This window comes from Massilia sp. TSP1-1-2 (genome assembly GCF_049896185.1).
GTDB lineage: Bacteria > Pseudomonadota > Gammaproteobacteria > Burkholderiales > Burkholderiaceae_D > Telluria_A.
The window spans coordinates 145,776-166,039 of record NZ_JAFCTU010000005.1 but is presented as its reverse complement, the minus strand read 5'-3'; the positions used below and the strand labels follow the sequence as shown (position 1 = coordinate 166,039).

Sequence of the window (20,264 nt, the reverse complement as noted above, 5' to 3'; positions counted from 1 at the left end):
TCCAGACCACGATCAGGGCGTAGGTCGGATAAGGGCCGCCCAGGCCATCCGCTTATCCGACCTACGCTCCACGCTGCGGCACGGGACGATGTATAGCTCAGATGACCTGCAGCATGATCTTGCCCACATGCGCCGAGCTTTCCATTAGCGCGTGCGCCTCGCTCGCCAGCGCCAGCGGGAAGGTCTTGAAAATGACCGGCTTGATGCTGCCCGCCTCGATCAACGACCACACGGTCTCTTGCAGCCGTCGCGCAATGGCCGCCTTGAACGCCACCGGCCGCGGGCGCAGCGTCGAGCCGCTGATACTGAGCCTGCGCCGCAGCACCTGCCCCAGGTCCACGGTCGCCATGGCGCCACCGAGCAAGGCAATCAAGGCAATCCGGCCATCGTCGGCCAGGCAATTGATTTCGCGCCCCACATACTCGCCGGCGACCATATCCAGAATGACGTCAACGCCTTTTCCGGCCGTCAACTCCTTGACCACGGCAACAAAATCCTCAGTCCGGTAGTTGATCGCCCGCTCGGCGCCCAAGGCTTCGCAGGCGCGGCACTTGTCGTCGCTGCCGGCGGTGGCGAACACCCGGTGCCCGAGCGCCGTAGCCATCTGGATCGCCGTCACGCCAATGCCGGAACTGCCACCTTGCACCAGCAAGGTATCGTCCCCGGACAAGCCGGCGCGGTCGAACACATTGCTCCATACCGTGAAAAAATTCTCGGGCAGCGAGGCCGCCTCGAGCGCCGTAAGGCCCGCTGGCACCAGCAAGCACTGTTGCAACGGGGCCGCGCAATACTCCGCATAACCGCCGCCCTGCACCAAGGCGCAGACCACATCGCCTTTTTTGAAGGCGCTGTTGCTCAGGTCGCCATCGATGATTTCACCGGCAACTTCCAGTCCCGGCAAGTCCGAGGCGCCAGGAGGAACGGGATAATGCCCCAGGCGCTGCAGCACATCGGGCCGGTTCACGCCGGCAGCATGCACCCTGATCAGCACTTCCCCGGCTTTGAGTTCGGGAATCGGGCGCTCGCACAACTGCAGCACTTCAGGAGCGCCGTACCGGCTTATTTCGATTGCGCGCATGGCAAAAGCCCTCAAAAAATCAAAGGTCGATTGTACGCCAACGCTCAAATTGGCGCCCGGGCAGCACCGCCGGCAGCGCAAAAACACCTCGCAAATCGGCGCCCGATTCCTATACTTGAAGTAGCCCGGGTAGCGCATCAAGACCGGCAAAACAGACGAGGGGGACAACAATGAATAAGCTGATGATGGGGATGCTTCTGGCAAGCGCAGCTGCCGGAGCGATGGCGCAGACGGCAAGCGCCGTTGATGAGGTACGCATCTCAAGCCCGCGCGTGCACATCGCACTACCGCAGGAGCGGCACAACCTGTGGGCCGATGAATTCGACCAGGTCAAGGGGCAATATCGCCTGTCGAATGGCAAGAAAATGGAGCTGAGCATGTGGGGCAACCGGATGTACGTCACGATTGACGGCATGCCCAGATCGCCACTGGTCGCCGCCTCGCCGTATGTTTTCGTGGCCCGCAATGAACAGCTGAAAATCACGATCAACGCCGACGATCCGTACGGTCCTCACGGCGCCGAGCTGCTGATGGTGGTGCCGCGACTGGTATCGGGTACGCTCGTCAATGACGTCACGCAACTGGTGGCAACGCGCTGATTACTTCAGGGACGGCAAGCGCGTATCAGGCGCTCTCGCCCGTGCGCGACCTGGTCGGCAGCGGCATGCCGAGGCGCCACGAGCGCGACATGGCGAGCGCTTCCTCGATTTGTTCGGCCGTCATGTCCCTGGCAATGGCGGCGCGCTGCTCGAGCGCGTTGGCGTTGCCGCTTGAGGCGGCCAGGCTCCACAGCATATAGGCCAGAACTTTGTCTCCCGGCAGGCCGGCCGCATGGTAGCGGTACATCAGCGCCAGCGCGTGCTGCGCGCCAGCGTGGCCTTGCTCGGCCGCGCGCCGGAACCACGTGACCGCCTGGCGCGGATTGGCCTCGACCGCATTGCCGGTGTAGTACATGGCACCGACCACGTACTGCGCATCGCTCTTGCCCTGCTCGGCCGCCTTGCGGTGCCAGAGCATGGCTTGCTTGTAGTCGCGCGCAACGCCGCGGCCCATGTAATACATCAAGCCGAGCAAATGCTGCGCGTCGGCATGACCGGCCTTGGCCAGCGGCGTAACCTCACTAAGTGCGCGCGCGTAATGCCTGGCATTGTAGGCGACGGCCCCTTCCGCAAAGCCGGCCACGGCATTGGCAGTCGCGCCCAGTGCCGACAGCGCCAACAGCGCAGCGGCAAGGGCGCGCGCGCACCAAAATCGGGTGAAGGGTCGCATCGGTTGCGTCGGTTGCATCGTCTACTTCCAGCTCACTTTGCCCAGGCCATCCACGCTCACGCTGCGGTTGACCGGCTTGCCGTAGACCGTCACGGAACCCAAGCCCGACAGATTCAGGTTGGCGTTCTGGCGCGCCCAGACCGATGCGCTGCCCAGGCCGCTCAAGTCAAGATTGACGGTGTCGACCTGCAGGTGCTGGGCATCCATGCTGCCCAGCCCGCCCAGGCTGGCCTTGAGCCACTTGCTGCTGCCCTTGAGCGTGACGAAACCGGCGCCGCGCAAATTGAGGTCGATCCCTTCGTAGTTGCCGCCGTCGACCTGCATGCTGCCCACGCCGCCCAGCGTGGCCGTCACGAGGCGGTAGCTGCAATTAACCTTCATGCTACCGGCGCCTTCCAGGTTCAGCTCGAGCTCATCGCCTGAAAAGCCGCTCACGTCGGCCGAGCCAACACTGTCGGTGGACACTTCGCGCAGTTGCGGCAAGGTCAGTTCGGCGCGCAGACCTTGGCCACGCCGCCCAAGCTTGAAGCCCTTGACCTCGTTGGTGATGGTGAGCGTATCGCCCTGCTGTTCACTGGTGGTGCCGGCGAGAAGCTTCTTGTCGCCGCTGATCACCAGCGACGGCGCCGCACCTTGCTTGAGCCGCAGATCGATCTGGCCGTCAAGCTTGACGCGCACCACGCGGGCGTCGAGACTGCGGGTTTCTGTGGCAACCTCGCTTGCAAGCTCGGTGGCAGCCTCGGCCCCAGCCACGCCAAACGACGCGCCCAGCAGCGTTGCAACGCTCCACTTCATCAGCTGACCCATCTGTCTCTCCGTGCGATGATTGTTTTTTTAGCCAGGTCACCACACTACCAGCAACGGCTGCCGCGTTCCAGCTTATTGTGCGGCAACGGCTTTTTCAGCGGCCGTCATGCGCTTGGCGCTGACGGTGACGACCTGCATGGCCGCTTCGGCCGGCGCGCTGACGGCAACGCTGGTGCTCGCTGGCGCCGATGCCGTGGCAAAGCCGGTTGCGCTGATGCAGGCGATGGCGACGAAGAAGATGGCTTCCATGTTTTTTGCGATGTTCATGATGGTGCTCCTGTAAAAGCGGTTGGGGTATGAGTTCACTATAGCGGCCTTGCCCCTGCCCCTCCAGCGGCTTGCGACGAACTGCATTCCTGGCCGCCCAGTCGACGAAAATGCGGGATCAAGCGATACTGTGGGCTGATCGAACCCGCCGAAACAACAGACCATGCCCATGCCCCTGCCTAGCGACACCCGCCACGACGCCATCGTCGTTGGCAGCGGCCCCGGCGGCGCCAGCGTCGCGCGCGAACTGGCACTGCGCGGCAAGCGCGTGCTGATCCTGGAACAGGGCAGCGCGGCGCCGCTGACGGGCACGCTCGGCCAGATGGCGGCAATCGCCGCCGTTCCCGGGCGCGGCGCCTTTGTGCATCGCGACGCCTCGCTGCTGGTGCAGGGCATTGCGGCCGGCGGCAGTTCCGCGATTAACTTTGCCACCGCCGCCGACCCGCCCGCCGCCCTGTTCGCCGCGCACGGCATCGACCTTGGCCCGGCGCTGGCCGCGCTGCGCGCCGAGCTGCCGATCGGCCCCTTGCCCGACAACCTGGTCGGACCGATGGCCACGCGCATCATGGCCGGCGCCAGGTCGCTGGGACTGGAGTGGCACAAGCTCGAGAAAATGATTCGTCCGCAAATGTGCCGCAGCGGCTGCTGGCGTTGCGTCTATGGCTGTCCGTTCGGCGCCAAGTGGACCGCGCGCGACTTCATCGATGAAGCTGTCGCCAACGGCGCGCTGCTGCTCGACCGGGCCACGGTCACGCGCGCGATGGTCGATGGCGGCAAGGTGACCGGCGTGCAATTTACGCGCAACGGCGCCCTGCATACGGCGCTGGGCGACATTGTGGTGCTGGCCGGCGGTGGCCTGGGCAGCCCGCGCCTGCTGCATGCGTCCGGCCTGTGGCCGCGCACCAGCGCCTTTTTCAGCGATCCCGTGGTGGCCGTCATGGGCAGCGTGGAAGGTCTGGACGGCGGCGCCGAAGTGCCGATGGCAACCGGCATGCGCCTGGACCAGGATGGCATTTCGCTGGCCGACCTGACGCTGCCCAAACCGATGTACCAGGGCTTCGCGGCCCAGGTGGGCCGCTTCGACCGCTTGCTCGCGCACCATCGCACCTTGAGCATCATGGTCAAGATTGGCGACGAGATCGGCGGCAGCGTCGGGCCGCGCTGGGCCGACAAGACCTTGCGCGAAACCGACCGCAAAAAGCTTGCAGCCGGCGTGGACCTCGCGCGCGCCGTGCTGGCCGCCTGCGGCGCCAAACACGTGTTCAAGAGCTGGCACTTTGCCGCGCACCCGGGCGGCAGCGTGCGCATCGGCGCCGGTGTGGACGCCAACCTGCGCACGGCGATTGCCAACCTGTATGTCTGCGATGCGTCGGTCATTCCGCAGGCGTGGGGCTTGCCGCCAACGCTTACCCTGCTTTGCCTGGGCAAGCGGCTCGGGGCGCACCTGGCGCCCTGAAGGCTTGAAGGGGTCGCCGGCCTTTCAGCTAAAAATGTTTGCTAAAAAACCAGCATACGTTAAGATGCTTCGCCAACGCGTCGCTGTTTTTCGGGCCCTTAATTCGGGTCAGCCATCTTTGAGGTATTTATGCATATGCGTCAGATTCCGTTTCTCCTCGCATCACTTTCCTTGTCGCTGTCGGCGTTTGCCGCCACCGACAACTGGAAGATCCCGGTCAGCGTCAAAAAGCTCGACAATGGTTTGACCGTCATCGTCTCGCCGGACCACACCTCCCCCACCATCGGCGTGAGCGTGGTGTACCGCGTGGGCATGCGGCTCGAACCGAAGAACCGCACCGGCTTTGCGCACCTGTTCGAACACCTGATGTTCCAGGGCACGCCGAACGCCAAAAAAGGGGTGTTCGACACCACCATCACCGGCGGCGGCGGCAACAACAACGGCTCCACCCATCCGGACTACACCAACTACATCGAAGCGGCTCCCGTCTCGGCGCTCGACTCGATCCTGTGGCTCGAGGCGGACCGCATGAAGACACTCGACTTCAATGCCGTCACGCTGAAGAACCAGCAAGACGTGGTCAAGGAAGAAATCCGCGTCAACGTCAAGAACAAGCCGTACGGCGGCTTCATGTGGATCGACATGCCGCAACTGGCGTTCTCGAAGTGGGAAAACAACCATGACGGCTACGGTAGCTTCAAGGACCTGGAAGGCGCCAGCCTGGACGACGTGCGCAACTTCCACCGCGATTACTATGGCCCCAACAATGCGGTGCTGTCGATCGCCGGCGACGTGACGCCCGAGCAGGGCTTTGCGCTGGCCGCCAAGTACTTCGGCGCCATCGCCAAGCGTGCCACGCCGCCGTCGTCGGACTTCAGCGAGCCGCTCGGCACGGGCGAAAAGCGCATCGAACAGATGGATGCGCTGGCCCAGGTGCCGGCCATTGCAGCGGGCTGGCGCATGCCCGCGCGCGGCAGCCGCGACCTGCCGCCAATGGCCGTGCTGGGCGATTTGCTGGCCAGCGGCGACGCCTCGATCCTGTACCAGGGCTTGGTCAAAGGGCGCGAACTGTCGCTCAACGTGGACCAGGTGGCCAGTCCGTGGGATGTGGACGGCCCGGCGCTGTTTACTATTTTTGCGCTCTACAAGCCGAACACCAGCGCGGACGCGATGCTCGCTGCCATGGATGAAGAAATCGCCAAAATCGTCAAGAACGGCGTCGACGCGGCCACGCTCAAGCGCGTGAAAACGCGCATGCTGGCCGACTGGTACGACATGCTCGAACCGTTCATCAGCCGCGCCGACACCTTGGCCACGATGCAGTCGCTGTGGGGCGACGCTAACATCGCCAACCAGGTTCCGGCCTGGATTGACGCGGTCACGTCGCAAGACATCCAGCGGGTTGCTGCAACCTACCTGACCCGCGCCAACCGCACCGTCATCGACCGCAAGGTGGCCCCGAAAGTGGCGCCTGTCGCCGCCGCCCCCGCCGCCGCACCAACCGCCGCCACGAAATAAGGAGAGCATCCATGAAAAAACTGATGCTGACACTCGCCGTATCCATGCTGTTTACCCCGGTCGCGTATTCGGCTAACAACGCAGTCGACAACGCGGCCGACACTGCAGCCGCTGCCTCTGCTCTGCCGCCCTATGGCAAGGACAAGCCGATCCCGCCGCCGCAAATCCACAAAAAGACGCTGGCCAATGGCATGACCATCTGGGTCGTGCCGCGCCAGGGCCTGCCGCGCGTTGACATGCTGCTTGCCGTGCGCGGCTCCGGCTTTACCGCCGACGACAAGCAGCACCCGGGTTTTGCAACCATGCTCGCCGGCCTGTTCAACGAGGGCACGGCCAAGCGCGATTCGCGCGCCATTGCTGAAGCGGCGCAGGGGATGGGCGGAGCGGTCGCTGCCTTCGCCAGCAACGACGGCATCTCGGTGCAGGCGTCGTCCCTGGCCTCGAACGGCGCGGCGATGATGCAGCTGCTGGCCGAGGTGACGCGCACACCCTCGTTTCCCGCCAATGAAGTGGAGCTGGCCAAAGCCAACGCACTCGAAGGCTTGAAAGCGTCCGAGACCCAGCCGGGCTTTCGGGCCGAGCGCGCGCTGAGCCAGGCAGTCTATGGCGAGCATCCGTACGGTTCGACCATGCCGACGGCCGAAGCCATCACCACCGTCACGCCCCAGTACTTGCGCGCCGAACACGCCAGGCGCATTCGCCCCGACCGCACGCTGCTCGTCATCACCGGGCGCGTGACCGAAGCCGAAGCCATGAAGATGGCGACGGCAGCGTTTGGCGACTGGAAAGCGCAAGGCGCGGGCGTGCCCGAAACACCAGGCGCTTCGCTCAACGCCAAGCCGGTGCGCGTGGTGCTTGCGCGCGCCGGCAGCGTGCAGTCGACGGTGCGCCTTGGCAGCCCGGCGATCTCGGCCACAGGGGCCGACCTGGTGCCACTGCGCCTGGCCAGCACCATCATCGGCGGGGGCTTCAGCAGCCGCCTGAACACCAGCCTGCGCGAAGAAAAGGGCTACACCTACGGCGCGTCGGCAGGCGGGCGCACCTACCGCAATGGCGGCGCGATCATGGGCGGTGCCGACGTGCGCAACGAAGTGACGGGCGCGGCGATCAAGGAGTTTTTCAACGAATACCGCCGGCTTGGTACCGATCTGGTGCCGCCTTCCGAGTTGGTGATGAACAAGCGCTACGTGGCGGGCGGCTATTTGCTCAGCAATCAGTTGCAAAGAGCGGTGGCCGGCACGCTGGCCAGCAACTGGCTGATCGGGCTGCCGCCCGAGTTTTTGGGCCAGTTTGTGCCGATGATCCAGAAGGTCACGCCAGAGCAGGTGCGCGAGATGGGCAAAAAGTATTTTGTGCCTGAGAACCAGTCGGTGATCGTGGTTGGCGACCCGGCGGCCATCACGGCGCAGTTGAAAGAAGTCGGGGAGTTTGTCGTCAGCGACAAGTAATAGTTGACCCGGCAAAAGCCGCCGACGCGAGCGCGTTCGGCGGCTTTTTTACGCCGGGAGGAGCAGACCCGACAAAATCATTGTAGGGCGGAAAAGCGTTAGCGCATTCCGCCAAGGCATGCGTCGCGGTAGCTCATGCATGGCGGATGGGGTTTCGCTTTTCCGCCCTACGGCCCTCTGGTCTTTCGGGTACGGTCTCTACTACGCGCATGTTCACGCGCCATTTCATGATCGAATGACCTCACCGGAGGCGACATGGATGGACTGACGAAAGTGTCCCAGCTTGTGGAAAGGCCGGCGGACCCGAGCAGCGATCACTCACCCAGTTAACACTTCTCGTACTTCCAGTTGCGCGCCTTGCCCTCGGCCAGCCACGCCAGCGCCTAGCCCATGCGGCGCAGCCGCGTTGCTTCGGTCTTGGCCTCGTCGATCCAGATCACGTACTCGCGCTTGAAGCTCGCGCTGCCGGCGTTGAAGACCTTCTGCGCGGCCTTGTTGGCCTTCAGCGCCGTGGCCAAGTCGTCCGGCACCACCAGCGCCTCGGGCGCCGCCTTGGGCCTGGTGGCGGCCTTGACGCCTTCGTCATTGAGCTTCATGGCCCGCTTGAGCACCGCCGTCAGCTCTTTTTTGGAAGGCAGGTCTTTGACCGAGGCAAGGCGCCCAAAGTGGCCCATCGACTCCTTTTCCGCCAACTCCGGAAACAGGATCGCCCCCCTCCAGAATCCCAGCGCGCAATGCGCCGTAAACGCCGACATCTGGCACAGCATGCCCTTGTACTGGAAATGCGGCCGGCTCCACTTCATGGTCTCTTCAACGTCGGGACAGGCGGCGTGGATCACTTCGCGCAGGTGCGTGAGGATCGGCTGCGCAAACGCAGGGGACGCTGCGATATAGGCGTCGATACGGGGATCAAGGGTAGGCATGGCGACAATATAGCAGCAAAAAAATGGCCGGCCATGCGCGACCGTTCACCAGTGGCGGGCGTGAAAAAACCGCCAGGGCTTGCGCGCTTGCGGTCTTTGCTGGCTTGACGCCGGGGTGCTCGCGACAGCGCGCACAGCCCTATTTACTGCGAAATACGATCCGTGCCTTGCTCAAGTCGTAAGGCGTCATTTCGACACTGACTTTATCCCCTGGCAGGATGCGGATGTAATTTTTGCGCATCTTGCCGGAAATGTGGCCGAGTACAACGTGGCCGTTTTCCAGGGATACTTTAAAAGTTGTATTTGGCAGGCTTTCCAGCACCCGCCCTTCCATTGCGATAACGTCGTCTTTTGCCATTCTATTCCCCTGTTCAATTCAGTAAAGCTGCGAGATGCATGATGATCATGGCAGCGGCAAATCGCCTGCTCTTGCCCCGACGCAAACTCGGGGTAAATCGTTGCCATTTGCAACACATCTTAAAAAAAAACCGCCAGCGCTTGCGCACCGGCGGTGTTGTGTCGGCCGGAGCCATTTTCGTATTATACAGCAGCGGGCGCCGCTTCGTTACCTTCAGCAGCTTTCATCGACAGTTTGAGGCGGCCGCGGTCATCAGTTTCGAGAACTTTGACGCGCACTGCCTGGCCTTCTTTCAGGTAATCGGCCACGGCATTGACACGCTCGTTGGCGATCTGCGAGATGTGCAGCAGGCCGTCTTTGCCTGGCATGACCTGGACGATCGCGCCAAAATCGAGCAGCTTGAGCACGATGCCATCGTAGGTCTTGCCGACTTCAACCGATGCGGTCAGCTCTTCAATGCGGCGCTTGGCTTCCTGGCCGGCAGCAGCATCGACCGACGCGATCGTGACCACGCCTTCGTCGCTGATGTCGATCTGGGTGCCCGTCTCTTCGGTCAGCGCGCGAATGACTGCGCCGCCCTTGCCGATGACGTCACGGATTTTCTCAGGGTTGATCTTGATGGTGATGAGGCGCGGTGCGAAGTCCGACAGTTCGGTCTTCACGTGCGGCATCGCCTTTTGCATTTCACCGAGGATGTGGTGGCGTGCTTCCTTGGCTTGCGCCAGTGCCACTTGCATGATTTCCTTGGTGATGCCCATGATCTTGATGTCCATCTGCAGCGCGGTGATACCCGTTGGGGTACCGGCTACCTTGAAGTCCATATCGCCCAAGTGATCTTCGTCGCCCAGGATGTCGGTCAGCACGGCGAACCTGCCGCCTTCCTTGATCAAGCCCATCGCGATGCCGGCCACGTGCGCCTTCATTGGAACGCCAGCATCCATCAGTGCCAGGCAACCGCCGCACACCGACGCCATCGACGAGGAACCGTTCGACTCGGTAATTTCCGACACCAGGCGCACCGAGTACGAGAAGTCTTCAGGGTTGGGCAGCGCTGCGATCAGCGCGCGCTTGGCCAGGCGGCCGTGGCCGATTTCGCGGCGCTTTGGCGTACCGACACGGCCGGTTTCGCCGGTGGCGAACGGAGGCATGTTGTAATGCATCATGAAGTCGTCGGTGTACTCGCCCATCAGCGCGTCGATCTTCTGGCTGTCGCGGGCGGTGCCCAGCGTGGCCACAACCAGCGCCTGGGTTTCGCCGCGCGTAAACAGCGCCGAACCGTGGGTGCGCGGCAGGATGCTGGTGCGAATGGCGATCGGACGCACGGTGCGGGTGTCGCGGCCATCGATGCGCGGCTCGCCGTTCAGGATCTGCGAACGCACGACTTTGGCTTCGATGTCGAACAGGACGTTACCGACGTCGACATTGTCCGGCGCCGTGGTACCGGCGGCGGCGGCGTCTTCCTTCAGTGCGGCATACACGTCGGCAAAGGTCGCCTTCAGCTTGGCGGTACGGGCGACCTTGTCCTTGATCTGGTAGGTTTCGTTGATCTTGGCGTCGGCCAGTTCTTTGACGCGGGCAATGAGCGCCTCGTTCTTGGCCGGTGGCGCCCACTGCACTTCAGGCTTGCCGCCGTCGCGCACCAGGTCGTGGATGGCGTCGATGACCGCTTTCATCTGGTCGTGACCAAAAACTACAGCGCCGAGCATGATTTCTTCGGACAACTGATCCGCTTCCGATTCCACCATCAGCACGGCCGTTTCGGTACCGGCAACAACCAGGTCCATCTGCGATGTCTTGAGCTGGGTGGTGGTCGGGTTCAGGATGTACTGGCCGTTGGCGTAGCCGACGCGCGCTGCGCCCACAGGGCCCGAAAATGGCACGCCCGACACGCACAGCGCGGCCGATGCGCCGATCATCGCGGCGATGTCCGGATCGATTTCAGGGTTGACCGACAGAACGTGGATGATGACCTGGACTTCGTTCAGGTAGCCTTCCGGGAACAGCGGGCGGATCGGACGATCGATCAGGCGGCTGGTAAGTGTTTCTTTTTCGGATGGACGGCCTTCGCGCTTGAAGAAACCGCCCGGGATTTTACCGGCAGCGTACGTTTTCTCGACATAATCGACGGTCAGCGGGAAGAAGTCCTGGCCTGGCTTGGCGTCTTTGCGCGCAACCACGGTCGCCAGAACGACGGTGTCCTCGATCGATACCATCACGGCGCCGGACGCCTGGCGTGCGATTTCGCCCGTTTCCAGGGTCACTTGATGCTGGCCGTACTGGAAGGTTTTCGTAACTTTATTAAACATGGGTAATCCCTTTCTAATTGCCGACAGATTTTCAGGGGCTGTCGTTCACCTCACCACAGGCAACACTCGTTGCCTCTCCAACATAATTCGACTGCAAAATGCAAAATGCCTGCACAGCAAGCTGCGCAGGCATTTCTTGTTAAACGTGTGGCTGCAAAAATTACTTACGCAGACCCAGTTTGGCGATCAGATCGCGGTAACGGGCAGCGTCCTTGCTTTTCAGGTAGGACAGCAGGCTCTTACGACGGTTGACCATCATGATCAGACCACGGCGGGAGTGGTGATCTTTAGCGTGAGCTTTGAAGTGGCCGTTCAGTTCGTTGATGCGCGCGGTCAGCAGTGCGACCTGAACTTCAGGGGAGCCGGTGTCGTTTTGCGCACGGGCGTTGTCAGCGATAATCGCTGCTTTGTTGATGTTTTCTACGGTCATGATTTACCTTTCACATGCGGTGCAAGAGTCGCAACCCAGCGCACCGTGAACTTCGATTGATGAACCGGCCAAAACGGCCAGACCGGCAAGTATAAGCGAAAACCCTCCGTGTCGCCAGTGCGCGCTGCATTTGACTGGTGCAGAATGGTGTTTTAGCGGCTTTTCGCCGTACGCGAGGTGGTCTTTATGCACATGGTAGCCAAATTGACCTTGCTGGCAGCGGCCGGTACGCTGGCCGGCTGCGCCGGCATGCTGCGCACCCCGCCGGCCATTGGCGACAGCCTGGCCGTCGTCACTGCCAAGTTCGGCCAGCCGACGGCGCGCTACCCTGCCCCATCCGGACAAGTACTCGAATACGCGACCGGTCCCTTTGGCCAGGCGACCTGGATGGCGCGCATGGGGCCGGACGGCCGCCTGGCCAGTTTCGAGCAGGTTCTCACTGGCGAAATATTTGCCACGATCAAAATCGGCGTCGCCACCAAGGCGGACGTGCTGCACACGCTGGGCCGTCCGGCGGAACGCTCTTACCTGGCGCTGCCCGACCTGGAAGTGTGGTCTTACCGTTACAAGGAAAGCGGCGTGTGGAATTCGATGATGCACGTGCACTTCGACCGCGGCGGCATCGTACGCATGATGCAAAACGGACCAGACCCGATGTACGAAGAAAAACGACTATTTCGCGATTGATAATCTTCTGCGCAATAACCAACAGTTTCCGAGCACCCGCTCGCTGGTTATATTGACACGCCCGAAATCTTCACGTTAAATCAAGTGGCGTGCGCGGCAACGACACCGCAAAAAACGTAGCGCCCATCTCAACGAACCCGGAAAGTCACCATGTCATTTAAAGTCATTGCTGTTGCGTTAACCCTCGTTGGTGTTCATGCAATCAGCATGGGCCAGGCCCTGGAAAAAAATGGATTGCCCTGTGTCGCCGAGCTGTGCGTCGGCGACGGCATCGCGGAGCTGTCCAAGATCCAATGGACGCCGGCCCAGGGCTCGTACAAGGTCAACAACAAGGTGCAGCTAACGTCCGATAAAAAACTGACTGAAGATGACTTGCGCGTGCTGTCGATGACGTATCCGGCGGCGGGCGACGCCGCGCCTTTCCTGCACGACCGCATTTTCGATGCGTCGGCGCTGCCTGCGCTCGGGCGCGTTACGGCCGCTTGCCAGACCAATGAACTGACCGGCTTTTACAACGCCAACGGCGACACCCCGACGCGGGTGGGCATCAGCCTCACGCCGAACCTGACCGACCCGACTCGGCAAGCGTGGACGGTGACGACGATCACGCGCGAATTCCCGTCGGCCGTGTCGAATGACGAGCGCGCCGCGGTCACCAAGCTGCTCACCCGCCGCTACGGCAAATTCGGCGCGGGCAGCCGGACGGTTCCGGACCGGCCGGGCGAAGGCCGCTTTTTCCCGAGCGGAATGACAAAATTCGGTTTCGGCTTGTCGCTGTTTCGCGGCAATGACGAAGCGGCCCGTCTGATGATGCATTCAGCCTGCGCGGACAAGGCCAAGTCCAGCTAAACCATAGCGCCGAGCACGAAGGAGCGCCACGCGGCCCCCAAGGTGCCGCCCGGCGCTCCTTTTTATTGCCGGGCCTGCCCGCACAACACCCACTTTATACTCCCGGCGATGCGCAAATCGCCCGTCCACGTCGCGTCCGGCCATCGCCTCATCGGGGTAGCGGCGACCATTGCGGTGCATATTGCACTGGCGCTGTGCTGGCTGTTGACAAGCCAGGTCAGGGTCGACGCCGACGGGGCACCGGCCGCGACGATTCAGTGGATCGATGTGCGGCCGGGCGCTGCCGTGGCCGTCATGCCGCCCGTTGCCAGGGTCGCACCCGTGGTGCACAAAAAGACTGTAGCGCCGCAGCTGACGCTTGTGACGCCAGTCCTGGCGAAGCCGGCGCCGGCTTCACAGGAGGCGGCGCCTGGCCCGGCCACGGTGCAGGCGCCGTCCGGAAAAAGCGCGTACGAGATGATGCAGCAGGCGCGCCGCGATATCGGCAAGATCGACCGGGAAATCAAGAAGGAGTTTCCGGAGCAGCACATCAAGAAGCCGGTCGACACGGCGCAATCACGGCTCGAAAAAGGCATTGCGCTGGCAAACGAACTGGCGCCGCCCAGGTGGTATGAGCAGGCCAAGGTCAAGGAGCTGATCGACCCGGGTCAATATGGCCGCAAGCGCTACCGCGTCGTTACGGCGTACGGCACCTATTGCATGACGTATGAATCGGCGCATTCGCCCGACGGCAGGGATCAGGCCACCCGCAACAGCGCGCCGAAGATGACGATCTGCCCGGAGCACGAGGAGCCGGCCAAGGCGCAGCAGTGGTAGGAGCGCCGCCACGCAGTGCCGGAAACGACACAATCACGCTTTTCCTTCAGCCTTGCCGCGAATCGCGCGCCGTGCACAGGGGATCGGTGTACACTATTTGTATTGCCTTATGGAAATAACATCATGAGTATCTCCGCACTGGGCGCCGGCTTATCCGGCATGATTGCCAACCAGCAGGCGCTGGATGTGGAAGCGCGCAACGTCGCCAACATGAATACGGCCAACTTCCAGCCCCAGCAGGCAGCATTCAAGGAATCGGGTCCGAACGGCGGCGTGACGCTGTCAGCCGAAGGACGCGGCATGGCGGCCGCCGAAGGCGGCACCGATATTGCCGCGTCGCTGACCAGTTCAATGATGTACGAAGTGGGCTTCAAGCTGTCGGCCAAGGTCGTGCAGGCAGCCGATGATCGCATCGGCATGCTGATCAACATTCGCGCCTGATCACGGAAAGCGCGCCAGCAGTTCCTTCTGCGCCGCCTTGCCCTTGCCCGTCAGTTTCAACAGCGCAATCCGGGAACGCGCGCCCGCCGGCAGTTCAAGGGCACTGCTCACGGATAACTCAAGCAGCAGTTCCAGCAAAGCACCCGTGTCCTTCGGGGGCGTAACGTCGCCCATGTCCAGCACCACGCACAGCATGCCAATGACACGCTGCGGCATCGAGGGATGCGCGCGCGCGGCGCTGGCAAGGCTCTTGGCATAACGCGCGCTTTTCCCGATCAAGGACAGCAAGGTCCAGCGCATCTCCTGCGCGATCTGCGTCGCATCGGCGCGCTCCTCGAGCAGCACGGCCACGAAGGCGTCGACTGCCACTGCAAGCTGCCCCGCCTCTTTTGCCCCAAGCGCCAGCGCGATCATCTTGACGGCGCTTGGCGTAACGGGAACCGTGGGATCCATCAGCGGCGTGAGGTAAGCCTTGTCGTGCCAGCGCGCCTCCAACCAGTCGATGTTGCGGCCGATCCGGTACGCGCCGTCGGCGAAAAAAGCTTCCAGGCTGGAAGGCAGCACCGAAGCGGCATACAGCAGGTTGCTCTCGCCCCAGCTGAAATAGCGGCAGTCGCCAATGCCATGGCGGCGAATCGCGATCAGGCTGGGGTCCGGGTTGCTCGCTGCCGGCTGCACGTCAAGGACGATGTACGGGACCGGCGGGGGCCCGGCCCACGCAGCGACCGACCAGGCATAGCGGGCGGCGATGGCGCCGTCCGGCCCCAAGTCGCCAAAGGCGAGCAGCACGCGCGCATCATCCTGGTCCGGCTGGCGAATCCGGGCGGCGGCCTGAAACAGCGCCGGCTCGTCGCCCATGTCCACATCATCTCCCAATGCATAGCGGCACGCCTGCACGAACGGCGTTTGCGCAAGCGCCTGCAAACGCGGGAGCGCCTGCGCTCCTTGCCCCGCGGGCAAGCGCAGCAGTGCGCGCACCTGTTCGTCGAGGATTGACACGGCGCCCGCCCGCGCGTGGGCTTCGATACGCTCGCACAGCACCAGCGGATCGATGAAGCCGCGCTGGTGCGTCGCGCTCGACAAGGGAGCCAGTCCGCCGTGCCGGGTGACGAACACGGTCAGGTCCGCCATGCGGCGCTTCAGGTCGCCGTTCGAGGAGCGCGTGTCGAGCGCGGCAAAAGAGAGCGTTGCGTCAAACACGGCCCCCAGCATGCGCGCCAGTGCGCCGGCCACGTCACGGTCTGCAGCGAGCATCTTCAACCCACGCTTTAACACGGGCAGGAATCGCTCTTGCGCGCTCTTGAGCGCAGGCGCCAGGCGCGCCAGAGCTTCCAGCGCGCGCTCGAAGTCGTCGATGGCCGCTTCGTTTTCGAAAACATAGGCGATGGTTTGCACCAGTTCGTCTATATCGTTGAGCGGGACAAGCTTGCGCGATGGATCCAGCGGCGCCAGCACGCCGATGGGCAGGTGCGTATCGACGCTGGGCAGCTGGTAGCTTGCTGGAGCTGCCACACCGACCAGCATGGCCAGCGCAGGGCGGTGCAGTGCCGACACATGCGGCAGCATGGCTGCCAGGTCGGAGCGCGTCGCCTCGTCGCACCCCCATGCCGCGATGCGAGCGATCACCTTTTTGTGCACCTCGCCCGCCTCGTGCGCGAGCGCGCGCTGGGCCAGCGCAGCGGCGCGGTGTGCGGTCGCAGGATCATTCTTGACCACCGCGTCGAGCAGCTTGAGTGCCGCATCGACCTGTCCTTTGACGGCCGACGACATGACGGGAACCAGGGCGTCGAGCACATCGTCGCACCCGACGCGCCCTGCCTTGACCAGCGCGCCCACTGCATTGAGCGCCAGGGCGACGGTGGGGGGAATGCGGCTGTGGCACAGGGCCAGATAGCGCGCGGACAAGCCGGTCATTTGATCGAGCGTCGGCGCCAACTGTTCGTGAAAGCGCGAGAACCAGCCGCTGCGAAATTGTGGCCAGTCTTTCTCGAGCGTACCGATGCAGCGATCAAGCAGCTGGGTCCGGTCGAGCCTGCCCTCCTTTGCCAGCTGCAGCAATGCGAACGTCCAGCTATTGCCAAACGAATATTTCTCCACACCAGACATATTCAAGTCGCTGGTGCCTTCTACGTCGAAGAGGCGCAGCAAGTGGCCGTCCAGCAGTGCGGGGTCGGCGTCGATCGCCGCGAAGATCGACGGTGCGCCCTTCTTGAGCTGTGGAAGTGCCATCAAGCCAAGGATGTAGGCGTCGTTGCCAGGCCGGTCGGACAAGCCGTCGCACACCAAACGCTGGGCGACGGTAAAGTACACAGGGCGGCTGCTCACCAGCTCCGTGGCGAGGCCGCGCAAGGCCGTCGCTTCGAGCAGGTCAAGGTGCGGATATAGCGTATCCTGGTATTGCCAGTGTTCGCTCCGTTCAAGGCTGCCGCCGCAAAAAAACAGTGCGGCGCCGGCAGCCGACAAATGTTCCTGGCTTACTTGCGTGCCCCACCAGGATGCTGCCTTGCCGTCCCGCTCCCAACGGCCAGCCTGCAGACGGCTTTCCAGATGCTTGAGCGTTGCGGCGTGCGCCTCGCGGTCCTGAGCCGTCATCTGCCGCAATGCCGCAATGACGGCGTCGAAGTCGCCGCTGCGGATGGACGCTTCGAGCACGCAGTGGGCCTGGAAAACGCTCTCGTTCTTCATGTGGTTCCCTTGGGGCGGCCTGAGGGTAGTTCGGAGCGCAGCGCTTCTGCCGCCAGTACATGCTTGCAAGGCCCGCGCGCGCCCTGGTATTTTCCAAACCATGGACAGGTGCAAGCCAGTTCGCCCTCCACTTCGCGCACCCGGTGCAGCACACCGCCGCTGCGCACCGACGCTTTAAACGGGGCGGCGCGCTCCACGCTGACGGCGCCTTCGGCAAGCAGGACGCGGGCGAGCGCCATGCGGGGATGCATGTCCTCGATCAGCGAGAGGTCGAACGGCAGCACCCGATGAAAGTACTGGCCTTGCGTGACGTCGAATCCGGCAAGGCCAGAGACGCCCAGCACGCGCAGCGCGTCTTCCACCTGCGTTTTCTCGAGCGACAACGTGCGCGCCAGCTCTTGCGCGTCCAGGCTGGCCTGCCACTGCAGCTGCGCGCGGACGCTGGCAACGGCGCCATCATTACCCGCGCTCATCAGCGCGCGCAGCGCCTGGCCTTCGCCGGAAAAGCCGCGCCAGGTTTCGGCCGAGAGCACCAGCGACAGGCGCATGTGGCCAAAGTCCAGCACCCAGGCGCTGGCCTGCTGGGCATCGTCGGCATACACGGTCAAGCTTTTCGCTTTCGGCAGCAGCAGTTCAAGCACGCGCAGGCGCGACGTATCGGCCACGCGTACGCCATTTGCATCGGGCCGCGCCGTGGTGCGCAGGCCGCCCGGCCCGGCCAGGACCCAGAGCGGTGTTTTGCTGGTGGACGCCTTGGGTAATGTGCGAAAAAAGCGCAGCGCTTCAATACCGCCCGCGTCGATCCGCTTGCGCATCGACGCCTGGTAGGACTGCACCTCGAGCATTCCACGTATCCAGCGCAGCGGCAAGGCGACTTTCTTCTCCACCATATCGCTCTCGCCCGAACGCAGGCGCAGCGCGTCGCGGCCCACCGACAGGGCCAGCCCGTCGGCATCGCGCACCCGGGCCAGCGCCGCGCGCATCGGGGCGTTGAAGTCGACGTTGGTGGTGCCTTTGGCGACGACGTCGCCGTCATACGCGCCGGGCAGCATGTCAACCCGAATATACGCGCTGCAGCAGCCGGAAAAGCCTTCGAAGCGCAGCACGCCCCCGCCGGCGGTAACCACCGGATCGGCCAGGGCAAGCAGACGCGCCAGCGTATTGGCGGGCACAAAAAAGCGCGACCCGACGATCAGGTGCACTGCGCTTAGCAGTTCCGCCGAGAGGCGCGGCGACGTCAACTGGCCTTCAAAAAAATGCGGATGCAGGCCAGCGGCGCTGGACGTGGCCAGCTGCAGTTGCGGCCGGCCGTCGTCGCTTAGCTGCGAAGGCGCGCTATAGCTGTACGCATGATTGAGCGCGGCCAAGAGGTCCTAATGCTGCGGATTGACGCGCTCGACCTTCGAGTGCAACTTGTTCAGCCCCGACAGGTACGCCTTGGCCGAGGCCACGATGATGTCCGGGTCCGAGCCCACGCCGTTGACGATGCGCCCGGAACGCGACAAGCGCATCGTCACTTCGCCCTGCGACTGAGTGCCGTTGCTGATGGCGTTGATCGAAAACAGCACCAGCTCGGCGCCGCTGGCCGCTTCCTTTTCAATGGCGTTGACGGTGGCGTCGACTGGGCCATCACCCTCGCCTTCGCAGGTAAATTCCTTGTCGTCGATGGCGAACACCACTTTGGCGCTGGGCGTCTCGCCGGTTTCGGAGCGCTGCGACAGCGACACGAAGCGGTAATACTCGCCCTCGTGCGCGTGGTCTTCCTCGGACACCAGGGCCGAGATGTCCTCGTCGAAAATCTCGCTCTTGCGGTCGGCCAGCTCCTTGAAGCGGGCAAAGGCGGCGTTCACTTCCCCTTCGGACGCCAGCGCAATGCCCAGTTCCTCCAGGCGCGCCTTGAAGGCATTGCGGCCGGACAGCTTGCCGAGCACGATCTTGTTGGCGGCCCAGCCCACATCTTCGGCGCGCATGATCTCGTAAGTTTCGCGCGCCTTGAGGATGCCGTCCTGGTGAATGCCCGAGGCATGCGCAAAGGCGTTGGCGCCTACCACCGCCTTGTTCGGCTGCACGGCAAAACCGGTGATCTGCGAGACCATTTTCGAGGCCGCCACGATCTGCGTGGTGTCGATGCCCAGCTGCAGGCCGAAGTAGTCGCTGCGGGTGCGCAGCGCCATGACAACTTCCTCGAGCGCGGTGTTGCCGGCGCGCTCGCCCAGGCCATTGATGGTGCACTCGATCTGGCGCGCACCGCCGATCATCACGCCGGCCAGCGAGTTGGCCACGGCCAGTCCCAGGTCGTTGTGGCAGTGGACCGACCAGACCGCCTTGTCCGAATTGGGAATGCGTTCGCGCAGGCGCTTGATGGTGGCGCCGAACACTTCGGGTACCGCGTAGCCGACCGTGTCGGGAAAGTTGATGGTGGTGGCGCCTTCGGCGATCACGCCTTCGAGCACGCGGCACAGGAAGTCTTGGTCGGAGCGGCTGCCGTCTTCGGGTGAAAATTCGATGTCGTCGGTGTACTGGCGCGCGCAGCGGATGGCCGCAAGCGCCTGCTCATAAACCTGTTCAGGCTCCATGCGCAGCTTCATTTTCATGTGCAGGGGCGAAGTGGCGATGAAGGTGTGGATGCGCTTGCGCGCGGCCATCTGCAGCGCCTCGGCAGCGCGCGCGATGTCGCGCTCGTTGGCACGCGAGAGCGAGCAGACGGTGGAATCTTTGATGACGGCGGCGATCGCGCGGATCGCCTCGAAGTCGCCCGGCGAAGCGGCCGCGAAGCCCGCCTCGATGACGTCCACGCGCATGCGCTCGAGCTGGCGCGCGATGCGCACTTTTTCATCCCTGGTCATGGAGGCGCCGGGCGACTGCTCGCCGTCGCGCAGGGTGGTGTCGAAAATGATCAGGCGGTTCGGGTCAGTCATGGCTTCTC

At 63.4% G+C, this 20,264-nt stretch carries 19 protein-coding genes; 8 read left to right on the top strand and 11 right to left on the bottom strand.

The features are described from left to right. Nucleotides 1–97: 97 nt before the first annotated feature. Entirely contained in the window at nt 98–1,078 is a 981-nt protein-coding gene (locus ACP7BV_RS06370) for an NAD(P)H-quinone oxidoreductase (RefSeq protein WP_426102660.1), read from the bottom strand. 170 nt (nt 1,079–1,248) lie between these two features. Here ACP7BV_RS06370 and ACP7BV_RS06365 point away from each other — a divergent pair, with 170 nt between their 5' ends. Beyond that, entirely contained in the window at nt 1,249–1,677 is a 429-nt protein-coding gene (locus ACP7BV_RS06365; protein WP_426102658.1) for a hypothetical protein, read from the top strand. Between the two features lie 25 nt (nt 1,678–1,702). On the opposite strand, the gene ACP7BV_RS06360 is transcribed toward ACP7BV_RS06365, so the two are convergent. The 3 genes from ACP7BV_RS06360 to ACP7BV_RS06350 form a co-directional block, all read right to left on the bottom strand. Further along, the gene (locus tag ACP7BV_RS06360) at nt 1,703–2,365 is read right to left on the bottom strand and encodes a tetratricopeptide repeat protein (protein ID WP_426102656.1); all 663 of its coding nucleotides are present in this window, start codon (nt 2,363–2,365) and stop codon (nt 1,703–1,705) included. A gap of 3 nt (nt 2,366–2,368) precedes the next feature. Beyond that, nucleotides 2,369–3,154, bottom strand: coding sequence for a GIN domain-containing protein (locus ACP7BV_RS06355; protein ID WP_426102654.1), 786 nt, complete (start codon nt 3,152–3,154; stop codon nt 2,369–2,371). A gap of 72 nt (nt 3,155–3,226) precedes the next feature. Further along, entirely contained in the window at nt 3,227–3,421 is a 195-nt protein-coding gene (locus ACP7BV_RS06350) for a hypothetical protein (protein WP_426102652.1), read from the bottom strand. 169 nt (nt 3,422–3,590) lie between these two features. Here ACP7BV_RS06350 and ACP7BV_RS06345 point away from each other — a divergent pair, with 169 nt between their 5' ends. The 3 genes from ACP7BV_RS06345 to ACP7BV_RS06335 all read left to right on the top strand — a co-directional run bounded on the left by ACP7BV_RS06345 (nt 3,591) and on the right by ACP7BV_RS06335 (nt 7,843). Next, complete coding sequence (locus ACP7BV_RS06345) at nt 3,591–4,877, top strand: GMC family oxidoreductase N-terminal domain-containing protein (RefSeq protein WP_426102650.1); 1,287 nt, start codon at nt 3,591–3,593, stop codon at nt 4,875–4,877. Nucleotides 4,878–5,006: 129 nt separating this feature from the next. After that, the gene (locus ACP7BV_RS06340) at nt 5,007–6,395 is read left to right on the top strand and encodes a M16 family metallopeptidase (protein WP_426102648.1); all 1,389 of its coding nucleotides are present in this window, start codon (nt 5,007–5,009) and stop codon (nt 6,393–6,395) included. Nucleotides 6,396–6,406: 11 nt separating this feature from the next. Next, nucleotides 6,407–7,843: a M16 family metallopeptidase gene (locus ACP7BV_RS06335; RefSeq protein WP_426102646.1), complete on the top strand. Its 1,437-nt coding sequence runs from the start codon at nt 6,407–6,409 to the stop codon at nt 7,841–7,843. A gap of 383 nt (nt 7,844–8,226) precedes the next feature. Here ACP7BV_RS06335 and ACP7BV_RS06330 read toward each other — a convergent pair whose 3' ends face one another. The 4 genes from ACP7BV_RS06330 to rpsO form a co-directional block, all read right to left on the bottom strand. Beyond that, complete coding sequence (locus ACP7BV_RS06330; RefSeq protein WP_426102644.1) at nt 8,227–8,766, bottom strand: DUF1801 domain-containing protein; 540 nt, start codon at nt 8,764–8,766, stop codon at nt 8,227–8,229. Nucleotides 8,767–8,905: 139 nt separating this feature from the next. Next, nucleotides 8,906–9,124 (bottom strand): translation initiation factor IF-1, encoded by a 219-nt coding sequence (gene infA / locus ACP7BV_RS06325; protein ID WP_426102642.1) that lies wholly within the window; start codon nt 9,122–9,124, stop codon nt 8,906–8,908. A gap of 182 nt (nt 9,125–9,306) precedes the next feature. Beyond that, nucleotides 9,307–11,430 carry a polyribonucleotide nucleotidyltransferase gene (pnp, locus tag ACP7BV_RS06320; RefSeq protein ID WP_426102640.1) on the bottom strand — a complete coding sequence of 708 codons (2,124 nt, stop codon included), beginning with the start codon at nt 11,428–11,430 and terminating at the stop codon, nt 9,307–9,309. 160 nt (nt 11,431–11,590) lie between these two features. Then, nucleotides 11,591–11,860, bottom strand: coding sequence for a 30S ribosomal protein S15 (rpsO, locus tag ACP7BV_RS06315; protein ID WP_099789292.1), 270 nt, complete (start codon nt 11,858–11,860; stop codon nt 11,591–11,593). A 186-nt stretch (nt 11,861–12,046) separates the two neighbouring features. On the opposite strand from rpsO, the gene ACP7BV_RS06310 reads away from it, so the two are divergent. The 4 genes from ACP7BV_RS06310 to ACP7BV_RS06295 all read left to right on the top strand — a co-directional run bounded on the left by ACP7BV_RS06310 (nt 12,047) and on the right by ACP7BV_RS06295 (nt 14,653). Further along, nucleotides 12,047–12,547, top strand: a complete 501-nt coding sequence (locus tag ACP7BV_RS06310) for a hypothetical protein (RefSeq protein ID WP_426102638.1) — start codon at nt 12,047–12,049, stop codon at nt 12,545–12,547. Nucleotides 12,548–12,754: 207 nt separating this feature from the next. After that, on the top strand, nt 12,755–13,396 hold the full coding sequence (locus ACP7BV_RS06305; RefSeq protein ID WP_426102636.1) for a hypothetical protein: 642 nt from the start codon (nt 12,755–12,757) through the stop codon (nt 13,394–13,396). Nucleotides 13,397–13,504: 108 nt separating this feature from the next. Beyond that, complete coding sequence (locus tag ACP7BV_RS06300; protein WP_426102634.1) at nt 13,505–14,212, top strand: hypothetical protein; 708 nt, start codon at nt 13,505–13,507, stop codon at nt 14,210–14,212. A 123-nt stretch (nt 14,213–14,335) separates the two neighbouring features. Continuing rightward, nucleotides 14,336–14,653, top strand: a complete 318-nt coding sequence (locus tag ACP7BV_RS06295) for a flagellar basal body protein (RefSeq protein WP_426102632.1) — start codon at nt 14,336–14,338, stop codon at nt 14,651–14,653. Here ACP7BV_RS06295 and ACP7BV_RS06290 read toward each other — a convergent pair whose 3' ends face one another. Genes ACP7BV_RS06290 through ACP7BV_RS06280 form a run of 3 tightly spaced genes read right to left on the bottom strand, consistent with a single transcriptional unit; the run spans nt 14,654 to nt 20,256 of the window. After that, a complete protein-coding gene (locus ACP7BV_RS06290) occupies nt 14,654–17,338 on the bottom strand; it encodes a DUF6493 family protein (protein WP_426102630.1) in 2,685 nt (894 codons plus the stop codon). Continuing rightward, nucleotides 17,335–18,705, bottom strand: coding sequence for an SWIM zinc finger family protein (locus tag ACP7BV_RS06285; RefSeq protein ID WP_426102628.1), 1,371 nt, complete (start codon nt 18,703–18,705; stop codon nt 17,335–17,337). Before ACP7BV_RS06285 ends, ACP7BV_RS06290 begins: the two co-directional genes overlap by 4 nt. 6 nt (nt 18,706–18,711) lie before the next feature. Continuing rightward, on the bottom strand, nt 18,712–20,256 hold the full coding sequence (locus ACP7BV_RS06280) for a 2-isopropylmalate synthase (RefSeq protein ID WP_426102626.1): 1,545 nt from the start codon (nt 20,254–20,256) through the stop codon (nt 18,712–18,714). Between the last annotated feature and the right edge of the window lie 8 nt (nt 20,257–20,264).